The sequence below is a fragment of the Alloalcanivorax venustensis ISO4 genome (assembly GCF_015356855.1).
In the GTDB taxonomy this organism is placed as follows: Bacteria; Pseudomonadota; Gammaproteobacteria; order Pseudomonadales; family Alcanivoracaceae; genus Alloalcanivorax; species Alloalcanivorax venustensis.
In genome coordinates this window covers 27,507-46,046 of the sequence record NZ_ARXR01000013.1, presented here as the reverse complement: position 1 = coordinate 46,046, position 18,540 = coordinate 27,507, and the positions used below count along the sequence as shown (strand labels likewise).

Genomic DNA, 18,540 nt, shown 5'->3' with positions numbered 1-18,540 from the left:
GACAATCAAAACAACGTCGGTGGCGGTTTGGGGGCTGTGTTGGCCTCCGCCGGGCACCGGCACGGGAGAGCCCATGAACAGCAACAACAACCCGCCGGCGCCGCTCTGGACGCCGGACGCCGACCGCGTGGCCAACAGCCGCCTGACCCACTACATGGACTGGCTGAAGGCCGAGAAAGGGCTGAGCTTCAGCGATTACCCGCAACTCTGGGACTGGTCGGTGGACCAGTTGGAGAGCTTCTACGCGTCGCTCTGGGAATACTTCGATATTCGCCATTCGCAGCCCTATACCCGGGTGCTGGACGGCCACGCCATGCCCGGCGCCAAATGGTTCGAGGGTGCCCGCCTGAATCTCGCCGAGCAGGTGTTCCGCTTTCATATCGGCGACCCGGGGCGCCCGGCCATTGAATCCCGTTCCGAGCTGCGCGGCCGCCAGACCCTCACCTGGGGCGAGCTGCACCGGCAGATCGCCGCCACCGCCGCCAGCCTGCGCGGCCTGGGCGTGGGCCCCGGCGACCGGGTGGTGGCCTACCTGCCCAATATTCCGGAAACGGTGGTGGCGTTCCTGGCCTGCGCCAGCATCGGCGCGGTCTGGTCCAGCTGTTCGCCGGACATGGGCACCCGCAGCGTGCTCGACCGCTTTCAGCAAATCGATCCGAAGGTGATGATCGCGGTGGACGGCTACCGCTACGGCGGCAAGGATTTCGACCGCCTGGATGTGGTCGCCGGCCTGCGCGACGACCTGCCCACCCTGGAGCATCTGGTGCTGCTGCCGTACCTGGATAACGGCGCGGCATTGCCGGGTGCCCGTTCCTGGGCCTCGATGATCCAGCGCGACGCGCCCATGGCGTTCGAGCAGCTGCCGTTCGATCACCCGATCTGGGTGGTCTATTCCTCCGGCACCACCGGCATGCCCAAGCCGATCGTGCACGGCCACGGCGGCGCGCTGATCAACGGGCTGCTCAATCACGCCCTGCATCTGGACCTGGGCCCGGATGACCGCTTCATGTGGTTCACCACCACCGGCTGGATCATGTGGAATTCGCAGATGTCCGGGCTGCTCACCGGCGCCACCATCTGTCTGTACGACGGCAACCCGGGCTATCCGGATCTCGGCACCCTGTGGCGTTTCGCCGAGGAGACCGGCATCACCGTGTTCGGCGCCGGCGCCGCCTACTTCCTGAACTGCAAGAAGGCGGAGATCGAGCCGTCGCAATGGGTGGACACCGGACGCATCCGCACCGTGGGTTCCACCGGGTCACCGCTGCCGGAGGAGGGCTACCGCTGGATCATGGATCAGCTGGGTGACGTGCTGATCGCCGCCATCAGCGGCGGCACCGATGTGGCCGCCTCCTACGTGGGCGCCTGTCCGATCCAGCCGGTGTACGCCGGTGAAATGCAGTGCCGCTATCTGGGCACGGCGGTTTACGCCATGGACGACGACGGCCGCATTCTCGACGACGAAGTGGGCGAGCTGGTGGTCACCAAACCGATGCCCTCCATGCCGCTGTATTTCTGGAACGACGAGGGCGGCCACCGCTACCACGACAGCTACTTCGACGTGTTCCCCGGCATCTGGCGCCACGGCGACTGGATCCGCATCACGCCACGCGGCGGGGCGGTGATCTACGGCCGTTCCGACACCACCATCAACCGCCACGGCATTCGCATGGGCACCAGCGAGATCTACCGCGTGGTGGAGGAACTGCCGGAGGTGCTCGACAGCCTGGTGGTGGACCTGGAATACCTGGGGCGGGAGTCGTTCATGCCGCTGTTCGTGGTGCTGCGTGAGGGCGTGTCCCTGGACGAGGACCTGAAAGGGCGGATCAAGGCCGGCATTCGCGACAACCTCTCCGCCCGCCATGTGCCCAACGACATCGTCGCCGTGCCGGACGTGCCGCGCACCCTGACCGGCAAGAAAATGGAGCTGCCGATCAAGAAGCTGCTGCTCGGTCAGAGCCTGGAGAAGGTCGCCAACCCGGACGCCATGGCCAACCCGGAGAGTATCCGGACCTACCAGGATTACGCGGAGCAGCGCGGCACCGCCGGGTAACCGGTTCAGGGCGTGGCGTCGTTCCAGCGGATCGGCGCCTTCGGCCAGGGCAGGGGCGTGGTGTCGGTGATCAGGGCGTCCAGTTGCCGCTGGAAATCCACCCGCGGCATCAGGAAGGCGCCCAGGCGCATCAGATGATCGCTCTCCACCTGGGCGTCCAGCAGGCGGATGCCGAGCCGTGGCGCCAGCCGCCACAGCAGCGCCAGCACGCTTTTCGAGCCGTTGGTGCGGGTCGAGAACATGGATTCGCCGAACAGCACGCCGCCCAGCTGCACGCCGTACAGCCCGCCGGCCAGCTCGCCGTCCTCGAACACGGTGACGCAGTGGGCGTGGCCGAGTGCGTGCAGCCGCAGGTAGGCGGCGCGCATTTCCGGTGTGATCCAGGTGCCGCCGTCGTCATCGCGGGGCGCCGCGCAGACGTCGATCACCCGCTCGAAATCACGGTCCAGGTAGAAGGTCAGGTCGGCATTGCGAAGGTGGCGGCCGAGCCGGCGGCTGATATGAAAATCCCCGGGGCGAAAAACGCACCGGGGATTGGGGGTCCACCACAGGACCGGCTGGCTGGGGTCGTACCAGGGGAAGATACCCCTGGTGTACGCGCTGATCAGCGTGTCCGGCGCCAGATCATTGCCGGCGGCGAGCAGGCCGTTGGGGTCGTCCAGGGCCTCCTCGAGCGGCGGGAAGTCACTTCCCGGCGGCAGCCAGGGAATCACTCTCCGGTCACTCTTCCAGGCTTTCCAGGTACTTCTCCGCGTCCAGGGCCGACATACAGCCGGCGCCCGCGGAGGTGACCGCCTGACGGTAGACGTGGTCTGCCACGTCGCCGGCGGCGAACACACCGGGCACGCTGGTGGCGGTGGCGTTGCCTTCCAGGCCGCTCTTGATCTTGATGTAGCCGTTGTTCATGTCCAGCTGGCCCTGGAAGATGTCCGTGTTGGGTTTATGGCCGATGGCGATGAACACGCCCTGCAGCTCCACGTTCTCGGTGGTGTCGTCCTTGGTGGACTTGACCCGCATGCCGGTGACGCCGGAGTCGTCGCCCAGCACTTCGTCCAGGGTGTGGTCCCACATCACCTTGATGTTGTCCTTGGCGAGCAGCTTGTCCTGCAAAATCTTCTCGGCGCGCAGCTTGTCGCGGCGGTGCACCAGCACCACTTCCTCGGCGATGTTGGACAGATACAGCGCTTCTTCCACGGCGGTGTTGCCGCCGCCGATCACCGCCACTTTCTGGCCGCGATAGAAAAAGCCGTCGCAGGTGGCGCAGGCGGACACGCCCTTGCCCATGAACGCCTGCTCGGACTCCAGGCCCAGATACATGGCGGAGGCACCGGTGGCGATGATAAGCGCGTCACAGGTGTAGGTGCCGGAGTCGCCTTCCAGCACGAAGGGGCGGTCCTTGATGTTTACGGTGTGGATGTGGTCGTAGACAATCTCGGTCTCGAACCGCTCGGCGTGCTGCTGCATGCGCACCATCAGGTCCGGACCCTGGAGACCCTCCACGTCACCGGGCCAGTTATCCACCTCGGTGGTGGTGGTGAGCTGGCCGCCAGGCTCGATGCCGGTGATCACCACGGGTTTCAGGTTGGCGCGGGCGGCGTACACCGCCGCGGTGTAGCCCGCCGGGCCGGAACCCAGGATGATCAGTCGATGGTGCTGCGCGTCGCTCATTGATTCCTCCACCACGAATTCAGAATTGTTGCCGCGGGCCGCGTGACCCGTCCGGCTGATTGGGCAATAGTTGTGGCATGCACGCCACCTTTCAAGGCGCAAGCAAACTACAATAAATCCTATCGGCCGTGAAGGGCGTACACTCTATGACTTCGATAGGGAACGCCAAGGCCGGACCGCGGGCCGCGCGAAGCGTGGCGCCGCCGCTGGTTCATGGCGCCCGGATTGACTACAATCCTTGTAATTTCAGCTCTTTAGGAAGGATTCCTAAGAAATGGGTTTGACCAACGTAAGAGGCCTCGAGTGACCAAGGCAGCCGCCGGCGCGAAACCGTCCGGGTTTTCCCGCCATCTCAAGAAAGGCCTGATGGAAGGCATGGTGATCGCCCTGATCGCCCTGTCGCTGTATCTGCTGCTGGCTCTGATCACCTACGACAGCGGTGATCCGGGCTGGTCCTACGTGGGCGACGCCGGCCAGGTGAGCAACGCCGGCGGACGCGCCGGCGCCTTCTGCGCCGATCTGCTGCTCGGCCTGTTCGGCTACATGGCCTACGTATTCCCGGTGCTGGTGGCGTTCTGGGCCTTCAAGGTGCTGCGCGAGCGCCACGCCGGGCTGGCCGGCAGCTGGCCGCTGTTCAGCCTGCGGCTGGTGGGCTTCGTGCTGACCATGATGAGCGGCACCGCGCTGGCCTACATGCATTTCTCCGGCGCCGGCCTGTCGCTGCCCGAGGACGCCGGCGGCATTCTCGGCCAGGTGGTCGGGCAGGCGTCGCTGGCGGCGTTCAACGCCCTGGGCGGCACCCTGGTGATGGTGGCGCTGTTCCTGATCGGCGTCACCGTGTTCACCGACCTGTCCTGGATCGTCCTCGCCGAACGCCTGGGCGCGCTGGTGCTGGGCATCGGCCAGAAAGTGCCGGCCTGGTTCGCCCAGCGCCGCGAGCAGCGCGCCGAGCGCCAGGCCGCCCGCGAGGCGCGCCACAAGCGCGCCCAGGTGGTCACCGAAGCGAAGAAAAAACAGGAAAACCGCACCCCGCCCAAGATCGCCCAGCCCGCCAAGCCGGTGGAAAAGAGCGAGCGCGTCCAGAAAGAGAAGCAGCGCGCCCTGTTCACCGCCCAGGTGAGCGGCGACCTGCCGCCGCTGGAGCTGCTCGACGCGGTGGACGACCACAGCAAGGGCGGTTACTCCGAGGAAGCGCTGGACGCCATGTCCCGGCTGCTGGAGATCAAGCTCAAGGACTTCAACGTCGACGCCGAAGTGGTGGCGGTGCAGCCCGGCCCGGTGATCACCCGCTTCGAGATTCAGCCGGCGGCGGGCATCAAGGTGTCCAAGATCAGCAACCTGGCCAAGGATCTGGCCCGCTCCCTGGCGGTGATCAGTGTGCGGGTGGTGGAAGTGATCCCCGGCAAGACCACGGTGGGCATCGAGATTCCCAACGAGCAGCGCGAGATGATCCGCCTCACCGAGGTGGTCGGCTCGCGCATGTTCGACGATGCCGCTTCGCCGCTGACCCTGGCGCTGGGCAAGGACATTTCCGGCAACCCGGTGATGGCGGATCTCGGCAAGATGCCGCACCTGCTGGTGGCCGGCACCACCGGTTCCGGTAAATCCGTGGGCCTGAACGCGATGCTGCTGTCGCTGATGTTCAAGGCCAATCCGGAAGACGTGCGGATGATCCTGATCGACCCCAAGATGCTGGAACTGGCGGTCTATGACGGCATCCCCCATCTGCTCACGCCGGTGGTCACCGACATGAAGGAGGCGGCCAGCGCGCTGCGCTGGGGCGTGGGTGAAATGGAGCGCCGCTACCGGCTGATGGCCTCGGTGGGCGTGCGTAATATCGCCGGCTACAACCGCAAGCTGGCCGAGGCGGAGAAGAAGGGCGAGCCGCTCAAGGACCCGCTGTGGAAGCCCAACGACCCCATGGACCTGAACGAAGAGGCGCCGCTGGCGGTGAAGCTGCCGTACATCGTGATCGTGATCGACGAGTTCGCCGACATGATGATGATCGTCGGCAAGAAGGTGGAAGAGCTGATCGCCCGTATCGCCCAGAAGGCCCGGGCCGCCGGCATCCACCTGATTCTCGCCACCCAGCGCCCGTCGGTGGATGTGATCACCGGCCTGATCAAGGCCAACGTGCCGTCGCGGATCGGTTTCCAGGTGTCGTCCAAGATCGACTCGCGCACGGTGCTCGACCAGGGCGGGGCGGAGCAGCTGCTCGGCCACGGCGACATGCTTTATTTGCCCGCCGGCACCAGCATGCCGGAACGGGTGCACGGCGCCTTTGTCTCAGATGAAGAGGTGCACCGGGTTTGCGACGACTGGCGCAAGCGCGGCGAGCCGGATTATCTCGAGGAGATTCTCGAAGGGGGCTCGGATTTGTCGGCGCCCCTGCCGGGTATGGAAAGCGCCGACGGCGGCGAGGAAGACGACCCGCTCTACGACGAGGCGGTGGCCTATGTCACCCAGTCCCGCCGCGCCTCCATCTCTTCGGTGCAACGTAAACTCAAGATCGGCTACAACCGGGCGGCCCGCCTGGTGGAAGCCATGGAAATGGCCGGCGTGGTGTCCGAAGCCGGACACAATGGCCAGCGCGAAGTGATCGCGCCGCCGCCGGTCTGACAAGGAACCCCTATGTACAAGCTTTTAATGTTGGTAACACTGCTGCCCTCCCTGGCCCTGGCGAACGCCGCCGAGGATCTGGTCGCCAAGCTGCAGGGGCTGGAGAGCCTGCGCGGCGGCTTCGAGCAGACCGTGCTCGACCAGGACGGGCGCCGCGCCCAGGAAGCCTCCGGCACCATGGAAGTGGCGCGCGGCAACCGTTTTTACTGGCACACCGAGCGGCCCTACGAGCAGCTGGCGGTGTCCGACGGCGAAACCGTCTGGGTCTACGACGCCGATCTTGAGCAGGTGGTGGTGCGGCCGCTCAACGAAAACCTCAGCGAGACCCCGGCGCTGCTGTTCGGCGGCGACCCGTCGGCGGTGGGCAAGGCGTTCCGCGTTGAAGAGCAGGACCGCAACGGCGACAACATCACCTACCGCCTGAAGCCGCGCGGCAGCGACCCGCTGTTTGAAACCCTGGACGTGACCTTCGACGGGCAGCGCCCGGTATCCATGCGCCTGGAAGACGCCCTGGGCCAGAAAACGGTGATCGATTTCCGCGATCTCACCCTCAACAAGGCGCCCGCCGCGGACCGCTTCGACTTCCAGCCGCCGGAAGGCACCGACATCATCAACCAGCAATGAACGATCTGTTCGAAACCGACAACCGCGCCGCCGCCCAGCCGCTGGCGGCGCGGTTGCGTCCCGCCGATCTGGACGAATACGTCGGCCAGAAACACCTGGTGGGCCCCGGCAAACCCCTGCGCCAGGCCAGCGAGCGCGGTCAGCTGCACTCGATGATCCTGTGGGGCCCGCCGGGCACCGGCAAGACCACCCTGGCGTTGATTCTCGCCCGCTCCGTGGACGCCGAGTTCATCACGCTGTCGGCGGTGCTGTCCGGGGTCAAGGACATCCGCGCCGCCGTCGATCAGGCCAAGGCGCGGCTGGGGCAGGGCCGGCGCACGGTGCTGTTCGTCGACGAGGTGCACCGTTTCAACAAGGCCCAGCAGGACGCCTTCCTGCCGCACGTGGAGGAGGGCACGGTGATCTTCATCGGCGCCACCACGGAAAACCCCTCCTTCGAATTGAACAACGCGCTGCTGTCCCGGGCCCGGGTGTACCGGTTGCGCGGCCTGGAACGGGCCGACCTGGACGGCCTGCTCAACCGCGCCCTGGCGGAGCCGGAACTGGCGGACACGGTGATCGAGGACGACGCCCGCGACCTGCTGCTCGGCTACGCCGACGGTGACGCCCGCCGGCTGCTGAATATGCTGGAGATCGCCCTGGACCTCACCGACGGGGAGCAACCGCGCATCGATCGGCCGCTGATGGAAGAGGTGCTGCGCGACGCGGTGCGGCGCTTCGACAAGGGCGGCGACGTTTTCTACGACCAGATCAGCGCGCTGCACAAGGCGGTGCGCGGCTCCGACCCGGACGCCGCGCTGTACTGGTTCGCGCGCATGCTCGACGGCGGCTGCGACCCGCTCTACATCGCCCGGCGGGTGGTGCGCATGGCCAGCGAGGAGATCGGCAACGCCGACCCGCGCGCGCTCACCCTGTGCCTCAATGCCTGGGACGTTCAGGAGCGCCTCGGCAGCCCCGAAGGCGAGCTGGCGGTGGCCCAGGCGATCGCCTATGTGGCGGTGGCGCCGAAGAGCAACGCGGTCTACAACGCCTATAACGCGGCGCGCGCCCTGGTGGCCGCCAACCCCAGCAACGACGTGCCGCTGCATCTGCGTAACGCGCCCACCAAGCTGATGAAGAACGAAGGCTACGGCGCCGAATACCACTACGCCCACGATTTTCCCGACGCCTTCGTCGACGGCGAGAACTATTTTCCCGTGGAGCTGCGCGACACCCGCCTCTACGAGCCGGTGGAGCGGGGGCTGGAAATCCGGATTGCCGACAAGCTGCGCACCCTGCGCCGCAAGAACGCGGAAAGTAATTGGAAGCGCTACGACGATTAAGGGAAGGCGCGCTCCCTACAAGCTTGCGGCTTTGGATTTTGCTAAACTTCGCGGCCCTGGCCACGGGCCAGCGAGACGAACGACGATTTACTCCCAAGGGGATCGACCATGCTTGATATCCGCGCGCTGCGCCAGGACGGCGACGCCATCCGTGAAGCGCTGAAAAAACGGGGCTATGACCTGGACCTGGCCGGCTTCGAAAGCCTCGACGCCCGGCGCAAAGAGGCGGACATGCGCTCCCAGGACCTTCAGGCGCAGCGCAAGAAAGCCTCCAAGGAAGTGGGCGAGCTGATCAAGTCCGGCATGGACGTGGACGCCGCCAAGGCCAAGGTGGCGGAAACCCTGAAAACCCTGGACGCGGAACTGGACCAGGAAGTGGCCCGCGCCAAGGCGGTCCAGGAAGAGATTCGTGAGTTTCTCATGGGCGTGCCCAACGTGCCGGTGGACGAAGTGCCCGCCGGCAACGACGAAGACGACAACGTGGAAGTGCGGCAGTGGGGCACCCCCACCGAGCTGTCGTTCACCGCCAAGGACCATGTGGATCTGGGCGAGGCGTTCAGCCAGGGCCACCTGGATTTCGAGCGCGCCAGCAAGCTGTCCGGCGCCCGGTTCGCGGTGATGAGCGGCCAGCTCGCGCGCCTGCACCGGGCGTTGATCGATTTCATGCTCGACACCCACGCCGTGGAGCACGGCTACCAGGAACTGTACGTGCCGTATCTGGTGGGCCCGGAGGCGCTGCGCGGCACCGGCCAGCTGCCCAAATTCGAGGAAGACCTGTTCAAGATGGAAAGCGAGCGGGAGCTCTATCTGATCCCCACCGCCGAGGTGCCGGTCACCAATCTGGCCGCTGATGAGATTCTCGAGGCGGACAGCATGCCGCGCCGCTATGTCTGCCACACCCCCTGTTTCCGTTCCGAGGCGGGCAGCCACGGCAAGGACACCCGCGGCATGATTCGCCAGCATCAGTTCGAGAAAGTGGAGCTGGTGCAGCTGGTGCCCGCCGACCAGTCCGACCAGGCGCTGGAAGACCTCACCGGCCACGCCGAGGCGATTCTCCAGAAGCTGGGCCTGCCTTATCGGGTGGTGATCCTGTGCGGCGGCGACCTGGGCTTCTCCGCCGCCAAGACCTACGATATCGAAGTGTGGTTGCCCAGCCAGGGCCGCTACCGGGAAATCTCCTCGTGCTCCAGCTTCCGGGATTACCAGGCCCGCCGCATGCAGGCGCGCTGGCGCAACCCGGAGACCGGCAAGCCGGAATTGGTACATACCTTGAATGGTTCCGGTCTGGCCGTGGGCCGCACCCTGGTGGCGATCCTGGAGAACTACCAGAACGAGGACGGTTCCGTGACCGTTCCGGAGGCTCTGCGGCCCTACATGAGAGGCCTGGAACGGCTGAGCTGAAGGCACGCCGGGAGGACGCAACGCCATGGATTTTCTGCCCCTGGGGCTCAAGCTCGCCGGCCACACCGTGGTTGTGGTGGGCGGCGGCGACACCGCGCTGCGCAAGGCGCGCTTGCTGCACCGCGCCGGGGCCCGCCTGCGTCTGGTGGCGCCGCAATGGCGCGCCGAACTGCAGGCCCTGGTGGAGCGGGAAGGGGCCGGCGGTGAGTGTCACCGCCGCGCCTTCCAGGACGACGACCTGGAAGGCGCCCGGCTGGTGGTGCTGGCCACCGACGACGGAGCGCTCAACGAGCGTGTCGCGGCCCTCTGCGCCGCCCGGGGCGTGCCGGTCAACGTGGTCGACCGGCCGGACATCAGCAGTTTCGTGTTCCCCGCGCTGATCGACCGCGATCCCTTGTTCATCACCATCAGTTCCTCCGGCGTGTCGCCGGTGCTGACCCGGCGGCTGCGGGCCCGGCTGGAAGCCTGGCTGCCCAGCCGTTGGGGGCGCCTGGCCGGCATTCTGGGCCGTTTCCGGGCGCCGCTGGCGCGGGCGCTGCCGGACCGCAAGGCCCGCGAAGCGTTCTGGGAGCGGCAGCTGGACGGCCCGCTGGTGGAGCAGGTGCTCTCCGGGCATGAATCCGAAGCGGAGGCGGCGCTGCACGCCGCCGTGGCCCACGCCGACCAGGAGCGTCCGCCGCCGGTGGACGGCGAGGTCTATCTGGTGGGCGCCGGCCCCGGCGACCCGGACCTGCTGACCTTCCGTGGCCTGCATCTGCTGCGCAAGGCGGATACGGTGCTGTACGACCGGCTGGTGGCACCGGAGATTCTCGCCCTGGCCCGCGAGGACGCGGAGCTGATCTACGTGGGCAAGGCCCGGGACCGGCACACCTTGCCGCAGGACAACATCAACGACCTGCTGGTGCATTACGCCCGCGAGGGCAAGAAGGTATGCCGGCTGAAAGGCGGCGACCCCTTTATTTTCGGCCGTGGCGGCGAGGAGCTGGAAGAGGTGGTGGCCGCCGGCATTCCGTTCCAGGTGGTGCCCGGCATCACCGCCGCCAGCGGCTGCGCCGCCTACGCCGGTATTCCGCTGACCCACCGGGACCACGCCCAGTCGGTGCGCTTCGTCACCGGCCACCGCAAGGACGGCAGCGTGGATCTGAACTGGGCCGGCCTGGTGGCGGAGCAGGAAACCCTGGTGTTCTACATGGGGCTGGTGGGGCTGCGCGAAATCTGCGCCCGGCTGATCGAGCACGGGCGCGCGGCGGATACCCCGGTGGCGCTGGTGTCACGCGGCACCACCGACGCCCAGGAAGTGATCACCGGCACCCTGGATGACCTGGCCGACCGCATCGAAGGCCGTGAAATCCACGCGCCCACCCTGATCATCGTCGGCAGCGTGGTCAGCCTGCACCCGCGCTACCGCTGGTTCGGCGCTGCTGATACCGGCGGCGCTTAGAGCCGGTCCCGGCGCCGCGCTTCCCACAGGGCGGCGGCCGCCTTTTCGCCTTCCTCCAGGCTGGCGACCTTTTCCAGCCCCCACAGCACCGCCGCCACGGTCTTGATCACCGCGGCCTCGCCGTAGGCATCGTCCGCCTGGCCGCGCCACAGCGCCTGCAGGGGCGCCACGGACACTTCGCCCGGCGGCGTCTGGCGGCCCATGGCGGCGCTCAGCACGCCCTCCGCCGGCTCGCCGTGGCGCAGCCCGGTGAGGGCGGTGCGCGCGTCCGGGCGGATCTCCAGCTCGCCGCCTTCGCCCTTGAACAGCAGCAGGTTGCGGTCGCCGCAGGCGCTCGCCGCGCCCAGATGCAGCTCCAGATAGGCGGGGTGGAACACGCTCTGCATGCTCAGCGGCGCGGCCGCCGGGTTGAGGCTGCGCGCCAGCGTATTGATCGGCGAGCGCAGGCCCAGTTGGAAGCGCATCATCAGCAGCTCGGGCAGGGCCGGGCAGAAGTGGCCCAGATCCAGATAGGTCAGGCCGTCGCTGTCCAGCTGCTCGCCGGCCTCGGCCACCGAGGCCGGCAACGCCAGGCCCAGCTCCGCCAGCATGTCGTCGCTGTAGCGGCGGTTGGGGGTATGCGCCGGGCCGCCGTGCATCAGAATGCGCAGGCCGTTGTCGGCCAGCAGGCGGGCGGCCAGCAGGTACCAGGGGTGGTGTTTCTTCTTGCCCGCGTAGCTGGGCCAGTCCACGTCGACGGCGGGCAGGGCGGCGAGATGCTCCCGGCACACCGGCCGGCAGGCGTCCAGGAAGCCGGCCAGCTCTTCGGTGGTCTCCTCCTTGACGCGCAGCAGCATCAGGAAGGCGCCGACCTGGGCCGGTTCCGCCTCGCCGCGCAGGATCATCGCCATGGCGTCGGCGGCTTCTTCCCGGGTGAGGCTGCGCCGCGCCCGTTTGCCACGGCCCAGGGTGCGCACATAGGGCGCGAAAGGATGTTCGCTCATGAGCTCTCGGTGTCGTACCAGCCGGTGACCGGACCCTGTTCGGCGATCAGGGCCACCAGCCGGTCGTAGTCAATGGTTTCCAGATCCGCCGGGCGTGCCGCCGGCGGGCCCTCGGCGAGCAGAAAGCCCGGCCCTTGCAGTGGAAAGTCGGCGGCCACCAGATGGCCCTGGTCGACGAACACGCACAGATCGCCGCTTTCGTAGACCGCCAGGCAGTCGCGGCCGGTTTCGCTGTCCAGGTCGTCAAAGCCGATCAGGTGCAACATTATAAGATGACCAGTTGCGCGGCGCTGTGCCGCAGCCCGTGAAGCGCGCTGTCGTCCAGGCCCTCGATGCCGTCCAGCCCGGCGGGCAGATCGTCGCGCCGGGCCACGCAGCGCACGCCGAAGCCGGTGAGCTCGGCCAGCAGGTCCCCATGGTCGGCGCGCCGCGCCAGCACTTTCAAGGGCGCCGCCTCGAACCAGACCAGGGTGGTGACGCCGAAGGCGGCGCCGGTAAGTGCCATGTCCACGCTTTCGCGCCAACCGCCGCCGCGGCCCGGCGCGTGGCCCACCAGATAAAGCACTGAATCAGCCAAAATGCACCACCCGGTCGCTTTGTGTGAGGGCGTCCACCCAGTCGCCCAGCCCCACCAGCGTGAAGCCGTCCGCCAGGGTGCCGCTGACGTCGTTCAGACCGGCGCGGCGGGCCTCCTCGCTGTCACTGATACCGCGCTTGAGCGCGGCGCCCACGCACACCGACGCCGGCCAGCCGTGCTCGGCCACCAGCGTCTGCCAGCCGCGCTGGGCGTCACAGGCCAGATCGCCACGGCAGGCCAGACGGTTGGCCAGATGGACACCGTCGCCGTAGAAGAAGATGCGATAGAGCTGGTGGGAGGAACGGGCCACCGCCTGGGCGGTGTGAAGGGCGGTGAGGGCGCCGGGCCGTTGCGGCCCGGCGGTCACGAGCAGACTGACTTTAATCATTCCCGCTAAGGGCGGTGAGAATATGCAGCAGGGACAGGAACAGGTTGTAGATCGACACGAACAGCGTGACCGTGGCCATGATGTAGTTGGTCTCGCCGCCGTGAATGATGGCGCTGGTCTGCCACAGAATCAGCAGGGACGAGAGCAGCACGAAGGCGGCGGACACGGCCAGTGACAGCGCCGGGATGTTGAAGAACACCGCCGCCAGGCCGGCCAGGAAGGCCACCAGAATGCCAACCATGATGAAGTTGGTCATGAAGCTGAAGTCCTTGCGGGTCACCAGCGCGATACCCGACATGGCCACGAAGATACTGGCGGTGCCGCCCAGGGCCAGGGACACGATTTCCATGCCGCCGTTGATCTGGGCGTACATGTTGATGATCGGTCCGGTGGTGAAACCCAGCCAGCCGGTCAGGCCGAACACGGCGAGAATGCCCCAGGAACTGTTGCGCAGCTTATTGGTGGCGAACAGCAGGCCGAAGTAGACGCCCAGTGTCACGAACACATTGACGTAGCCGATGCCCATTGCCATGGCGAACACCGCGGCGCCGGTGGCGACCATCAGGGAAAGCCCCAGCAGCATATAGGTGTTTTTCAGGACCTGAGCGGCGCGCTCGCCGGTGACCGCCGTCGCCGCATGCTGACGGTGGGGGGCGGTGTACGGGTTCGGGTGGTTGCTCATACTCGGACTCATTGCTTGAGGGTGTTCCATGGATAATAGGGACACTCGCGCCAAAATCAAGATTTCCCTCTTGAATCACACGGTTATGGCAGCCTTATTGACCCGGGACCGTTGACTGCGAAAGCGTCTCAGGTATGATTGGCGCCCATCGGAGAGGTGGCAGAGTGGTCGAATGCAGCGGTCTTGAAAACCGCCGAGGATTTGCGTCCTCCGTGGGTTCGAATCCCACCCTCTCCGCCAGACGCGGACAAAAGCGCCCCAAGGGGCGCTTTTTTTATGTCCGCGTCTGGCGGAGAGGGTGGTTTCATTCGAACCCACCGGTTCGACCGAGCGGCGCAAAGCGCCGCGAAGGACCGCCGCCAAAGGCGGCGGCCCCGAAGGGGTGAGCCGGCGTAGCCGGCGAATAATCCCACCCTCTCGGCGCGCAAAGCGCGCCCAAACCTCTCAGCCACCACCAAATCCCTCGACTACGCTCCCAAAACCCGCTCACTCGAGTTGTTCCCAAGTCCTTTCCACCCCAATCCACGACGCAAAACCCCATGGCCGCGTCCACACCGCTGTGCCAGCATGCTTGCTCCATTTTCGGAATCTCATTCCAAAAGAGTTATTCCACAAACAAAAAAGGAATCACCATGCTCGGTATCGTAGCTATCCTCACCGCCCAACCCGGCAAGGGCGACGCGCTCGCCGCTGAGATGAGCCGCATCGCCGTGGAAGTCCGCAAGGAAGAGGGCAATCACGGTTACACCGTCCACCAGTCCGTGGACGACGGCGACACCGTGATGATTTATGAGCAGTACAACGATCAGGCGGCGCTGGACGCCCACCGCGAGAACATGAAAGGCCTGGGTGGTGGTTTGAAAGACCTGCTGGCCGGCCGGCCCGACGTGAAATTGTTCAACGTGGCTGGCTGAAGCGCCCGGCGAACGCCTCCAGCGCGTCGCCCCCCTGAATATCGTCGGCCAGCAGCGGCAGAGTGAGGCGGGGCAGGGCGCCCAGGCGCTGGTCGATGTCCGCCATCAGCCGTTGCTCCCGCTCCCGGCGGGCGCGGAAGAAGGCGCCCTCCGCCTCGTCCGGCAACACCCGGTTGATGATCATTCCGGCCACCGGGATCCGGGCCTCGCCGAGGCTGGCCACGGCCCGTTCGGTTTCCAGGATCGGCAGCCGCTCCGGGGTGAGCACGAACACAAAGCCGGTGTCGGTGGCGTCCTGCAGCCGGCGCCGCGCCCGATGAAAGCGCCGCTGCCGTTCGAGCAGCGGGGCCGCCAGGGCCCGGGCGCGCTGGTCCAGCCCTTCCAGTTCCCGGTCCTCCGGTTCACCCAGCGGGCTCTCCAGGTCCCGCCCCGGCGTCAGATGGCCCAGCACCTTGCCCAGCTGTTCGGTGCGCCGGTTCTGCTTTAACAGGCCTTCGCTCCAGGCCGCCATCAGTTCCGGCAGGCTGAGCAGCCGCAGGGTGTGGCCGGTGGGGGCGGTGTCGAACACAATCAGATCGAAGCGGTCCTGCTGATCAATGATCGTCGTAGTGCGCTCCAGCAGGGCCGCTTCCTGGGCCCCCGGTGATTGGCGGCTGAGGCGCAGCTGGCGCTCCAGTTCCGGGCGCTGGTCGGCGCCGGCGAAGCGGGCCATCTGCGCCCGCACGCGTTCCAGATGGGCGTCCACCTCGCTGTCCGGATCGATTTCCAGGCCGGTGAGGTTGGCCGCCAGGTCGGTTTCCCGGTCGCCGATCTCCCGGTCGAAGGCGTCCGCCAGGCTGTGCGCCGGGTCGGTGGACACCAGCAGAACGCGGCGTTCCAGGCTGGCGGCGCGCAATGCCAGGGCCGAGGCCACCGTGGTTTTCCCCACGCCGCCCTTGCCGCCCACCATTAACAGGCGGCGCCGGCGCAGCAGGGTATCGATATCCAGAGCGGTGTGGCGGTTCGGGTCGGGCATGAATCAGCAGCAGCGGAAGTGGTCTAGGGGCGAGTGGGGCATGCCCATGCGTTTGTGCCAGTCGTGAAAGCGGTCCAGCAGCAATGGCTGCAGTTCCAGCGTGTACCAGGTGGCCGGGTTGGGGATGCCCAGGGTTTCGGAGAACACCATCAGCATGAACAGATCCTCCTCGTCCCGCCGGGCGCGGGCGATGGCGGCCCGGTAGGGGGCGTTGTAGTAGCTCGCCCCCAGGTCGCCGGCGCGCCGGTACCAGCGGCGCAGCCGGCCGATCAGACGCGCCGCCGGTTGGGCGCCGCTCAAGAGACGCTCTCGTCGTTGGCGGCGCCCTTGGCGCGGCGCAGCGCGGCCACGCACTCCAGGGTTACCAGCACCGCCGCCACCAGCACCACCAGGTCCAGACCCAGCAGGAACCAGTTCTCCTTCTGGAAGAAGTCACGCAATTGCATCAGCAGCGCGGCCAGGGTCATCACCAGCAGGAACACCAGCGGGCCCAGGGTGTAGAAGGTGGGCCGGCCGCGGCGCACCAGCATCACGGTAATCACCAGCAGGGTCAGGCCGGCCAGCAACTGGTTGGTGGTGCCGAACAGCGGCCAGATCAGCAGCCCGCCGGAGCCGTCCGCGCCGCCGGCGCCGAACGCCAGAATCAGGCAGCTGGCCACGGAGAGCAGGGTGGCGGGCAGCGCCTTGCGCATCCAGCCGATGTTATAGATCTCGCCCCATTCCTGGAAAATGTAGCGCTGCAGGCGCAGGCCGGTGTCCATGGTGGTGCCGGCGAACAGCGCCGCCATCACCGTGAGCAGGGTGGCCGCCACGGTCATCTCCATGCCGGTGCCGGCGGCAAGAATGAAGGCGCCGCCGTCGACGAAGGCGGTCAGGCTGCCTTCGCCGAACTTGTAGTAAATTTCTTGCCAGTCCGCCAGCGAGGCGAAGCCGGCGGTGGCGGCGATGATCGCGGCCAGCGCCAGAGCCCCTTCACCCACGGCGCCGAAGTAGCCGACGAAGCGGGCGTCGGTTTCCTTATCCAGCTGCTTGGAGGTGGTGCCCGAGGCCACCAGCCCGTGGAAGCCGGAAATCGCGCCGCAGGCGATGGTCACGAACAGCAGCGGCAGCATCGAGGGGGTGCCCTCGGGGACGCCGAAGTTGATCATCGGCGCCACCACGGTGGGGCTGGCGATGATCACCGCGCCGTACAGCAGAATCAGACCGACGAACAATTGCAGGCCGTTGATGTAGTCGCGGGGCTGCAGCAGCACCCACACCGGCAGCAGCGAGGCGATCGCCGCGTAACCGAACAGAATCAGAATCCACATGGCGTTGGGCGACAGGCCGGCGGTGCTTTCCGGCAGGGTCACCGGCACCGAGGGGCCGATGTAGATCAGCGCGTACAGAGCCACCACGCCGACCACCGAGACCAGGCCCAGGCCGATCTTGCGGCGGTAGATCAGTTGGCCGATCACCAGGGCAACGGCGATCGCGCCCCACACCGGCACCACGGCACCGGGGTTGTTGATCAGCAGCTTGGCGATCACCACCCCGAACACCGCGTTGACCATCAGCAGCACCAGGAAGATGACGATCATGAACACGCTGCGCGCGCGCCCGCCGACCACTTCGCCGGTGAGCGAGCCCACCGACTTGGCCCGGTTGCGCACGCTCGCCCAGATCGCGCCGCTGTCGTGCACGCCGGCGAAGAAGATGGTCCCCAGCACCACCCAGAGAAAGGCGGGCAGCCAGCCCCAGATCACCGCGATGGCGGGCCCGACGATGGGCGCCGCGCCGGCCACCGAGGTGAAATGGTGGCCCCAGAGCACAAAGCGATTGGTGGGCACGAAGTCGACCCCGTCCTCGAACTCGTGGGCCGGGGTGCGGAAATCCGGATCAAGCTTGTAAATCTTCTCCGCGATAAAGCGGGAGTAGACAAAGTAGCCGGCGGCCATGCCGCCGAGGCCCAGAACCAAAAGCAGAATCGCGCTCATCGGTCTTGTCCTTGTTGTGAGATTGGCCGGGTTTCAGAATTACCCGCCACACCCTGGCGCGTCAATGCGACCCTGGTCGAATCGTGACGCCGGCCACTAGGCATCCAGGCCCCGGCGCGCTAGGCTTGATGGGTTCAAAACACATCCACTATCAAGGACGCTAAGTGGGGAGGATAAAATGATAAAAGTACTGGTGGTCGACGACCACGATCTGGTTAGAACCGGCATCACCCGCATGCTCGGCGATCAGGAAGGGATTCGTGTGGTCGGCCAGGCCGACTGTGGGGAAGAAGCGGTACGCCTGGCCCGCGAGCTGAGCCCGGACGTGGTGCTGATGGACATTAAAATGCCCGGCATAGGTGGCCTCGAAGCGACCCGGCGGATGCTGCGCCAGGACGACGGCCTGCGCGTGATCGCCGTGACCGTCTGCGAGGACGAGCCGTTCCCGTCGCGGCTGCTGCACGCCGGCGCCGCCGGCTACCTGAGCAAGGGCGCCGACCTGGAAGAGATGGTGCGGGCGATCAAGGTGGTGAGCACCGGGCAGCGCTACATCAGCCCGGAAATCGCCCAGGCGATGGCGCTGCGGCCCTTCGTGCCAACCCCGGACGCGCCGCTGGACATGCTCTCCGAGCGCGAGCTGCAGATCATGATTCTGATCGTCAACTGCCATAAGGTGCAGGACGTGGCTGATCAGCTGTGCCTGTCGCCCAAGACGGTGAACACCTACCGCTACCGCATTTTCGACAAGCTGGGCATCAGCAGCGATGTGGAAATGGCCCTGGTGGCGGTGCGCCACGGCATGGTGGACGCCGACGAAGCCAACCCCGCCTGAGGGTCCGGTCGGCGGGCGGAAAAGACCGGCCGGGCTTGACAGTAT

At 66.8% G+C, this 18,540-nt stretch carries 18 protein-coding genes and 1 tRNA gene; 9 read left to right on the top strand and 10 right to left on the bottom strand.

Going from position 1 to position 18,540, the window contains the following annotated elements:
* Positions 1–73 precede the first annotated feature (73 nt).
* Positions 74–2,053, top strand: coding sequence for an acetoacetate--CoA ligase (locus tag ISO4_RS09460; RefSeq protein ID WP_194856032.1), 1,980 nt, complete (start codon positions 74–76; stop codon positions 2,051–2,053).
* 5 nt (positions 2,054–2,058) lie between these two features.
* On the opposite strand, the gene aat is transcribed toward ISO4_RS09460, so the two are convergent.
* Positions 2,059–2,766, bottom strand: coding sequence for a leucyl/phenylalanyl-tRNA--protein transferase (aat, locus tag ISO4_RS09455; protein ID WP_194856031.1), 708 nt, complete (start codon positions 2,764–2,766; stop codon positions 2,059–2,061).
* A gap of 7 nt (positions 2,767–2,773) precedes the next feature.
* Positions 2,774–3,721 carry a thioredoxin-disulfide reductase gene (gene trxB, locus ISO4_RS09450; RefSeq protein ID WP_142948787.1) on the bottom strand — a complete coding sequence of 316 codons (948 nt, stop codon included), beginning with the start codon at positions 3,719–3,721 and terminating at the stop codon, positions 2,774–2,776.
* 303 nt (positions 3,722–4,024) lie between these two features.
* On the opposite strand from trxB, the gene ISO4_RS09445 reads away from it, so the two are divergent.
* The 5 genes from ISO4_RS09445 to cysG all read left to right on the top strand — a co-directional run bounded on the left by ISO4_RS09445 (position 4,025) and on the right by cysG (position 11,128).
* On the top strand, positions 4,025–6,340 hold the full coding sequence (locus tag ISO4_RS09445; RefSeq protein ID WP_142948786.1) for a DNA translocase FtsK: 2,316 nt from the start codon (positions 4,025–4,027) through the stop codon (positions 6,338–6,340).
* 12 nt (positions 6,341–6,352) lie between these two features.
* Positions 6,353–6,964, top strand: coding sequence for an outer membrane lipoprotein chaperone LolA (lolA, locus tag ISO4_RS09440; protein WP_142948785.1), 612 nt, complete (start codon positions 6,353–6,355; stop codon positions 6,962–6,964).
* Positions 6,961–8,286, top strand: coding sequence for a replication-associated recombination protein A (locus tag ISO4_RS09435; protein ID WP_194856030.1), 1,326 nt, complete (start codon positions 6,961–6,963; stop codon positions 8,284–8,286). Before lolA ends, ISO4_RS09435 begins: the two co-directional genes overlap by 4 nt.
* 108 nt (positions 8,287–8,394) lie before the next feature.
* Complete coding sequence (serS, locus tag ISO4_RS09430; protein WP_194856029.1) at positions 8,395–9,687, top strand: serine--tRNA ligase; 1,293 nt, start codon at positions 8,395–8,397, stop codon at positions 9,685–9,687.
* A 25-nt stretch (positions 9,688–9,712) separates the two neighbouring features.
* The gene (gene cysG / locus ISO4_RS09425) at positions 9,713–11,128 is read left to right on the top strand and encodes a siroheme synthase CysG (RefSeq protein ID WP_194856028.1); all 1,416 of its coding nucleotides are present in this window, start codon (positions 9,713–9,715) and stop codon (positions 11,126–11,128) included.
* Here the strand turns inward: cysG and ISO4_RS09420 are convergent.
* The 5 genes from ISO4_RS09420 to ISO4_RS09400 are packed head-to-tail and all read right to left on the bottom strand — an operon-like array spanning position 11,125 to position 13,758.
* Positions 11,125–12,111 (bottom strand): glycosyl transferase family protein, encoded by a 987-nt coding sequence (locus ISO4_RS09420; protein WP_194856027.1) that lies wholly within the window; start codon positions 12,109–12,111, stop codon positions 11,125–11,127. The two genes, cysG and ISO4_RS09420, sit on opposite strands and share 4 nt — an antisense overlap.
* Positions 12,108–12,377 (bottom strand): hypothetical protein, encoded by a 270-nt coding sequence (locus ISO4_RS09415; RefSeq protein ID WP_142948780.1) that lies wholly within the window; start codon positions 12,375–12,377, stop codon positions 12,108–12,110. Before ISO4_RS09415 ends, ISO4_RS09420 begins: the two co-directional genes overlap by 4 nt.
* On the bottom strand, positions 12,377–12,688 hold the full coding sequence (locus tag ISO4_RS09410) for a hypothetical protein (protein ID WP_194856026.1): 312 nt from the start codon (positions 12,686–12,688) through the stop codon (positions 12,377–12,379). Before ISO4_RS09410 ends, ISO4_RS09415 begins: the two co-directional genes overlap by 1 nt.
* A complete protein-coding gene (gene tusD / locus ISO4_RS09405) occupies positions 12,681–13,076 on the bottom strand; it encodes a sulfurtransferase complex subunit TusD (protein WP_228548031.1) in 396 nt (131 codons plus the stop codon). Before tusD ends, ISO4_RS09410 begins: the two co-directional genes overlap by 8 nt.
* The gene (locus ISO4_RS09400) at positions 13,069–13,758 is read right to left on the bottom strand and encodes a Bax inhibitor-1/YccA family protein (RefSeq protein WP_228548030.1); all 690 of its coding nucleotides are present in this window, start codon (positions 13,756–13,758) and stop codon (positions 13,069–13,071) included. Before ISO4_RS09400 ends, tusD begins: the two co-directional genes overlap by 8 nt.
* Before the next feature lie 150 nt (positions 13,759–13,908).
* On the opposite strand from ISO4_RS09400, the gene ISO4_RS09395 reads away from it, so the two are divergent.
* Together ISO4_RS09395 and ISO4_RS09390 are read left to right on the top strand one after the other, a co-directional pair.
* A tRNA-Ser gene (locus tag ISO4_RS09395) sits at positions 13,909–13,998 on the top strand.
* A gap of 392 nt (positions 13,999–14,390) precedes the next feature.
* Positions 14,391–14,672 carry a putative quinol monooxygenase gene (locus ISO4_RS09390; RefSeq protein ID WP_067612904.1) on the top strand — a complete coding sequence of 94 codons (282 nt, stop codon included), beginning with the start codon at positions 14,391–14,393 and terminating at the stop codon, positions 14,670–14,672.
* Here the strand turns inward: ISO4_RS09390 and ISO4_RS09385 are convergent.
* The 3 genes from ISO4_RS09385 to ISO4_RS09375 are packed head-to-tail and all read right to left on the bottom strand — an operon-like array spanning position 14,656 to position 17,663.
* A complete protein-coding gene (locus ISO4_RS09385; protein WP_194856024.1) occupies positions 14,656–15,687 on the bottom strand; it encodes an ArsA family ATPase in 1,032 nt (343 codons plus the stop codon). The genes ISO4_RS09390 and ISO4_RS09385 overlap by 17 nt on opposite strands.
* Before the next feature lie 3 nt (positions 15,688–15,690).
* The gene (locus tag ISO4_RS09380) at positions 15,691–15,957 is read right to left on the bottom strand and encodes a cory-CC-star protein (protein ID WP_185956919.1); all 267 of its coding nucleotides are present in this window, start codon (positions 15,955–15,957) and stop codon (positions 15,691–15,693) included.
* A gap of 26 nt (positions 15,958–15,983) precedes the next feature.
* Entirely contained in the window at positions 15,984–17,663 is a 1,680-nt protein-coding gene (locus tag ISO4_RS09375) for a carbon starvation CstA family protein (protein WP_194856023.1), read from the bottom strand.
* A 178-nt stretch (positions 17,664–17,841) separates the two neighbouring features.
* Here ISO4_RS09375 and uvrY point away from each other — a divergent pair, with 178 nt between their 5' ends.
* Positions 17,842–18,495, top strand: coding sequence for a UvrY/SirA/GacA family response regulator transcription factor (gene uvrY, locus ISO4_RS09370; protein WP_067607693.1), 654 nt, complete (start codon positions 17,842–17,844; stop codon positions 18,493–18,495).
* The last annotated feature ends 45 nt before the right edge of the window (positions 18,496–18,540 follow it).

What these genes read in the sequence shown, in the direction of transcription:
- ISO4_RS09460 (WP_194856032.1), top strand. Translation starts at nt 74, where the DNA reads ATGAACAGCAACAACAACCCGCCGGCGCCGCTCTGGACGCCGGACGCC.
- trxB (WP_142948787.1), bottom strand. Translation starts at nt 3,721, where the DNA reads ATGAGCGACGCGCAGCACCATCGACTGATCATCCTGGGTTCCGGCCCG.
- lolA (WP_142948785.1), top strand. Translation starts at nt 6,353, where the DNA reads ATGTACAAGCTTTTAATGTTGGTAACACTGCTGCCCTCCCTGGCCCTG.
- ISO4_RS09435 (WP_194856030.1), top strand. Translation starts at nt 6,961, where the DNA reads ATGAACGATCTGTTCGAAACCGACAACCGCGCCGCCGCCCAGCCGCTG.
- serS (WP_194856029.1), top strand. Translation starts at nt 8,395, where the DNA reads ATGCTTGATATCCGCGCGCTGCGCCAGGACGGCGACGCCATCCGTGAA.
- cysG (WP_194856028.1), top strand. Translation starts at nt 9,713, where the DNA reads ATGGATTTTCTGCCCCTGGGGCTCAAGCTCGCCGGCCACACCGTGGTT.
- ISO4_RS09420 (WP_194856027.1), bottom strand. Translation starts at nt 12,111, where the DNA reads ATGAGCGAACATCCTTTCGCGCCCTATGTGCGCACCCTGGGCCGTGGC.
- ISO4_RS09415 (WP_142948780.1), bottom strand. Translation starts at nt 12,377, where the DNA reads ATGTTGCACCTGATCGGCTTTGACGACCTGGACAGCGAAACCGGCCGC.
- tusD (WP_228548031.1), bottom strand. Translation starts at nt 13,076, where the DNA reads ATGATTAAAGTCAGTCTGCTCGTGACCGCCGGGCCGCAACGGCCCGGC.
- ISO4_RS09400 (WP_228548030.1), bottom strand. Translation starts at nt 13,758, where the DNA reads ATGAGCAACCACCCGAACCCGTACACCGCCCCCCACCGTCAGCATGCG.
- ISO4_RS09390 (WP_067612904.1), top strand. Translation starts at nt 14,391, where the DNA reads ATGCTCGGTATCGTAGCTATCCTCACCGCCCAACCCGGCAAGGGCGAC.
- ISO4_RS09385 (WP_194856024.1), bottom strand. Translation starts at nt 15,687, where the DNA reads ATGCCCGACCCGAACCGCCACACCGCTCTGGATATCGATACCCTGCTG.
- ISO4_RS09375 (WP_194856023.1), bottom strand. Translation starts at nt 17,663, where the DNA reads ATGAGCGCGATTCTGCTTTTGGTTCTGGGCCTCGGCGGCATGGCCGCC.
- uvrY (WP_067607693.1), top strand. Translation starts at nt 17,842, where the DNA reads ATGATAAAAGTACTGGTGGTCGACGACCACGATCTGGTTAGAACCGGC.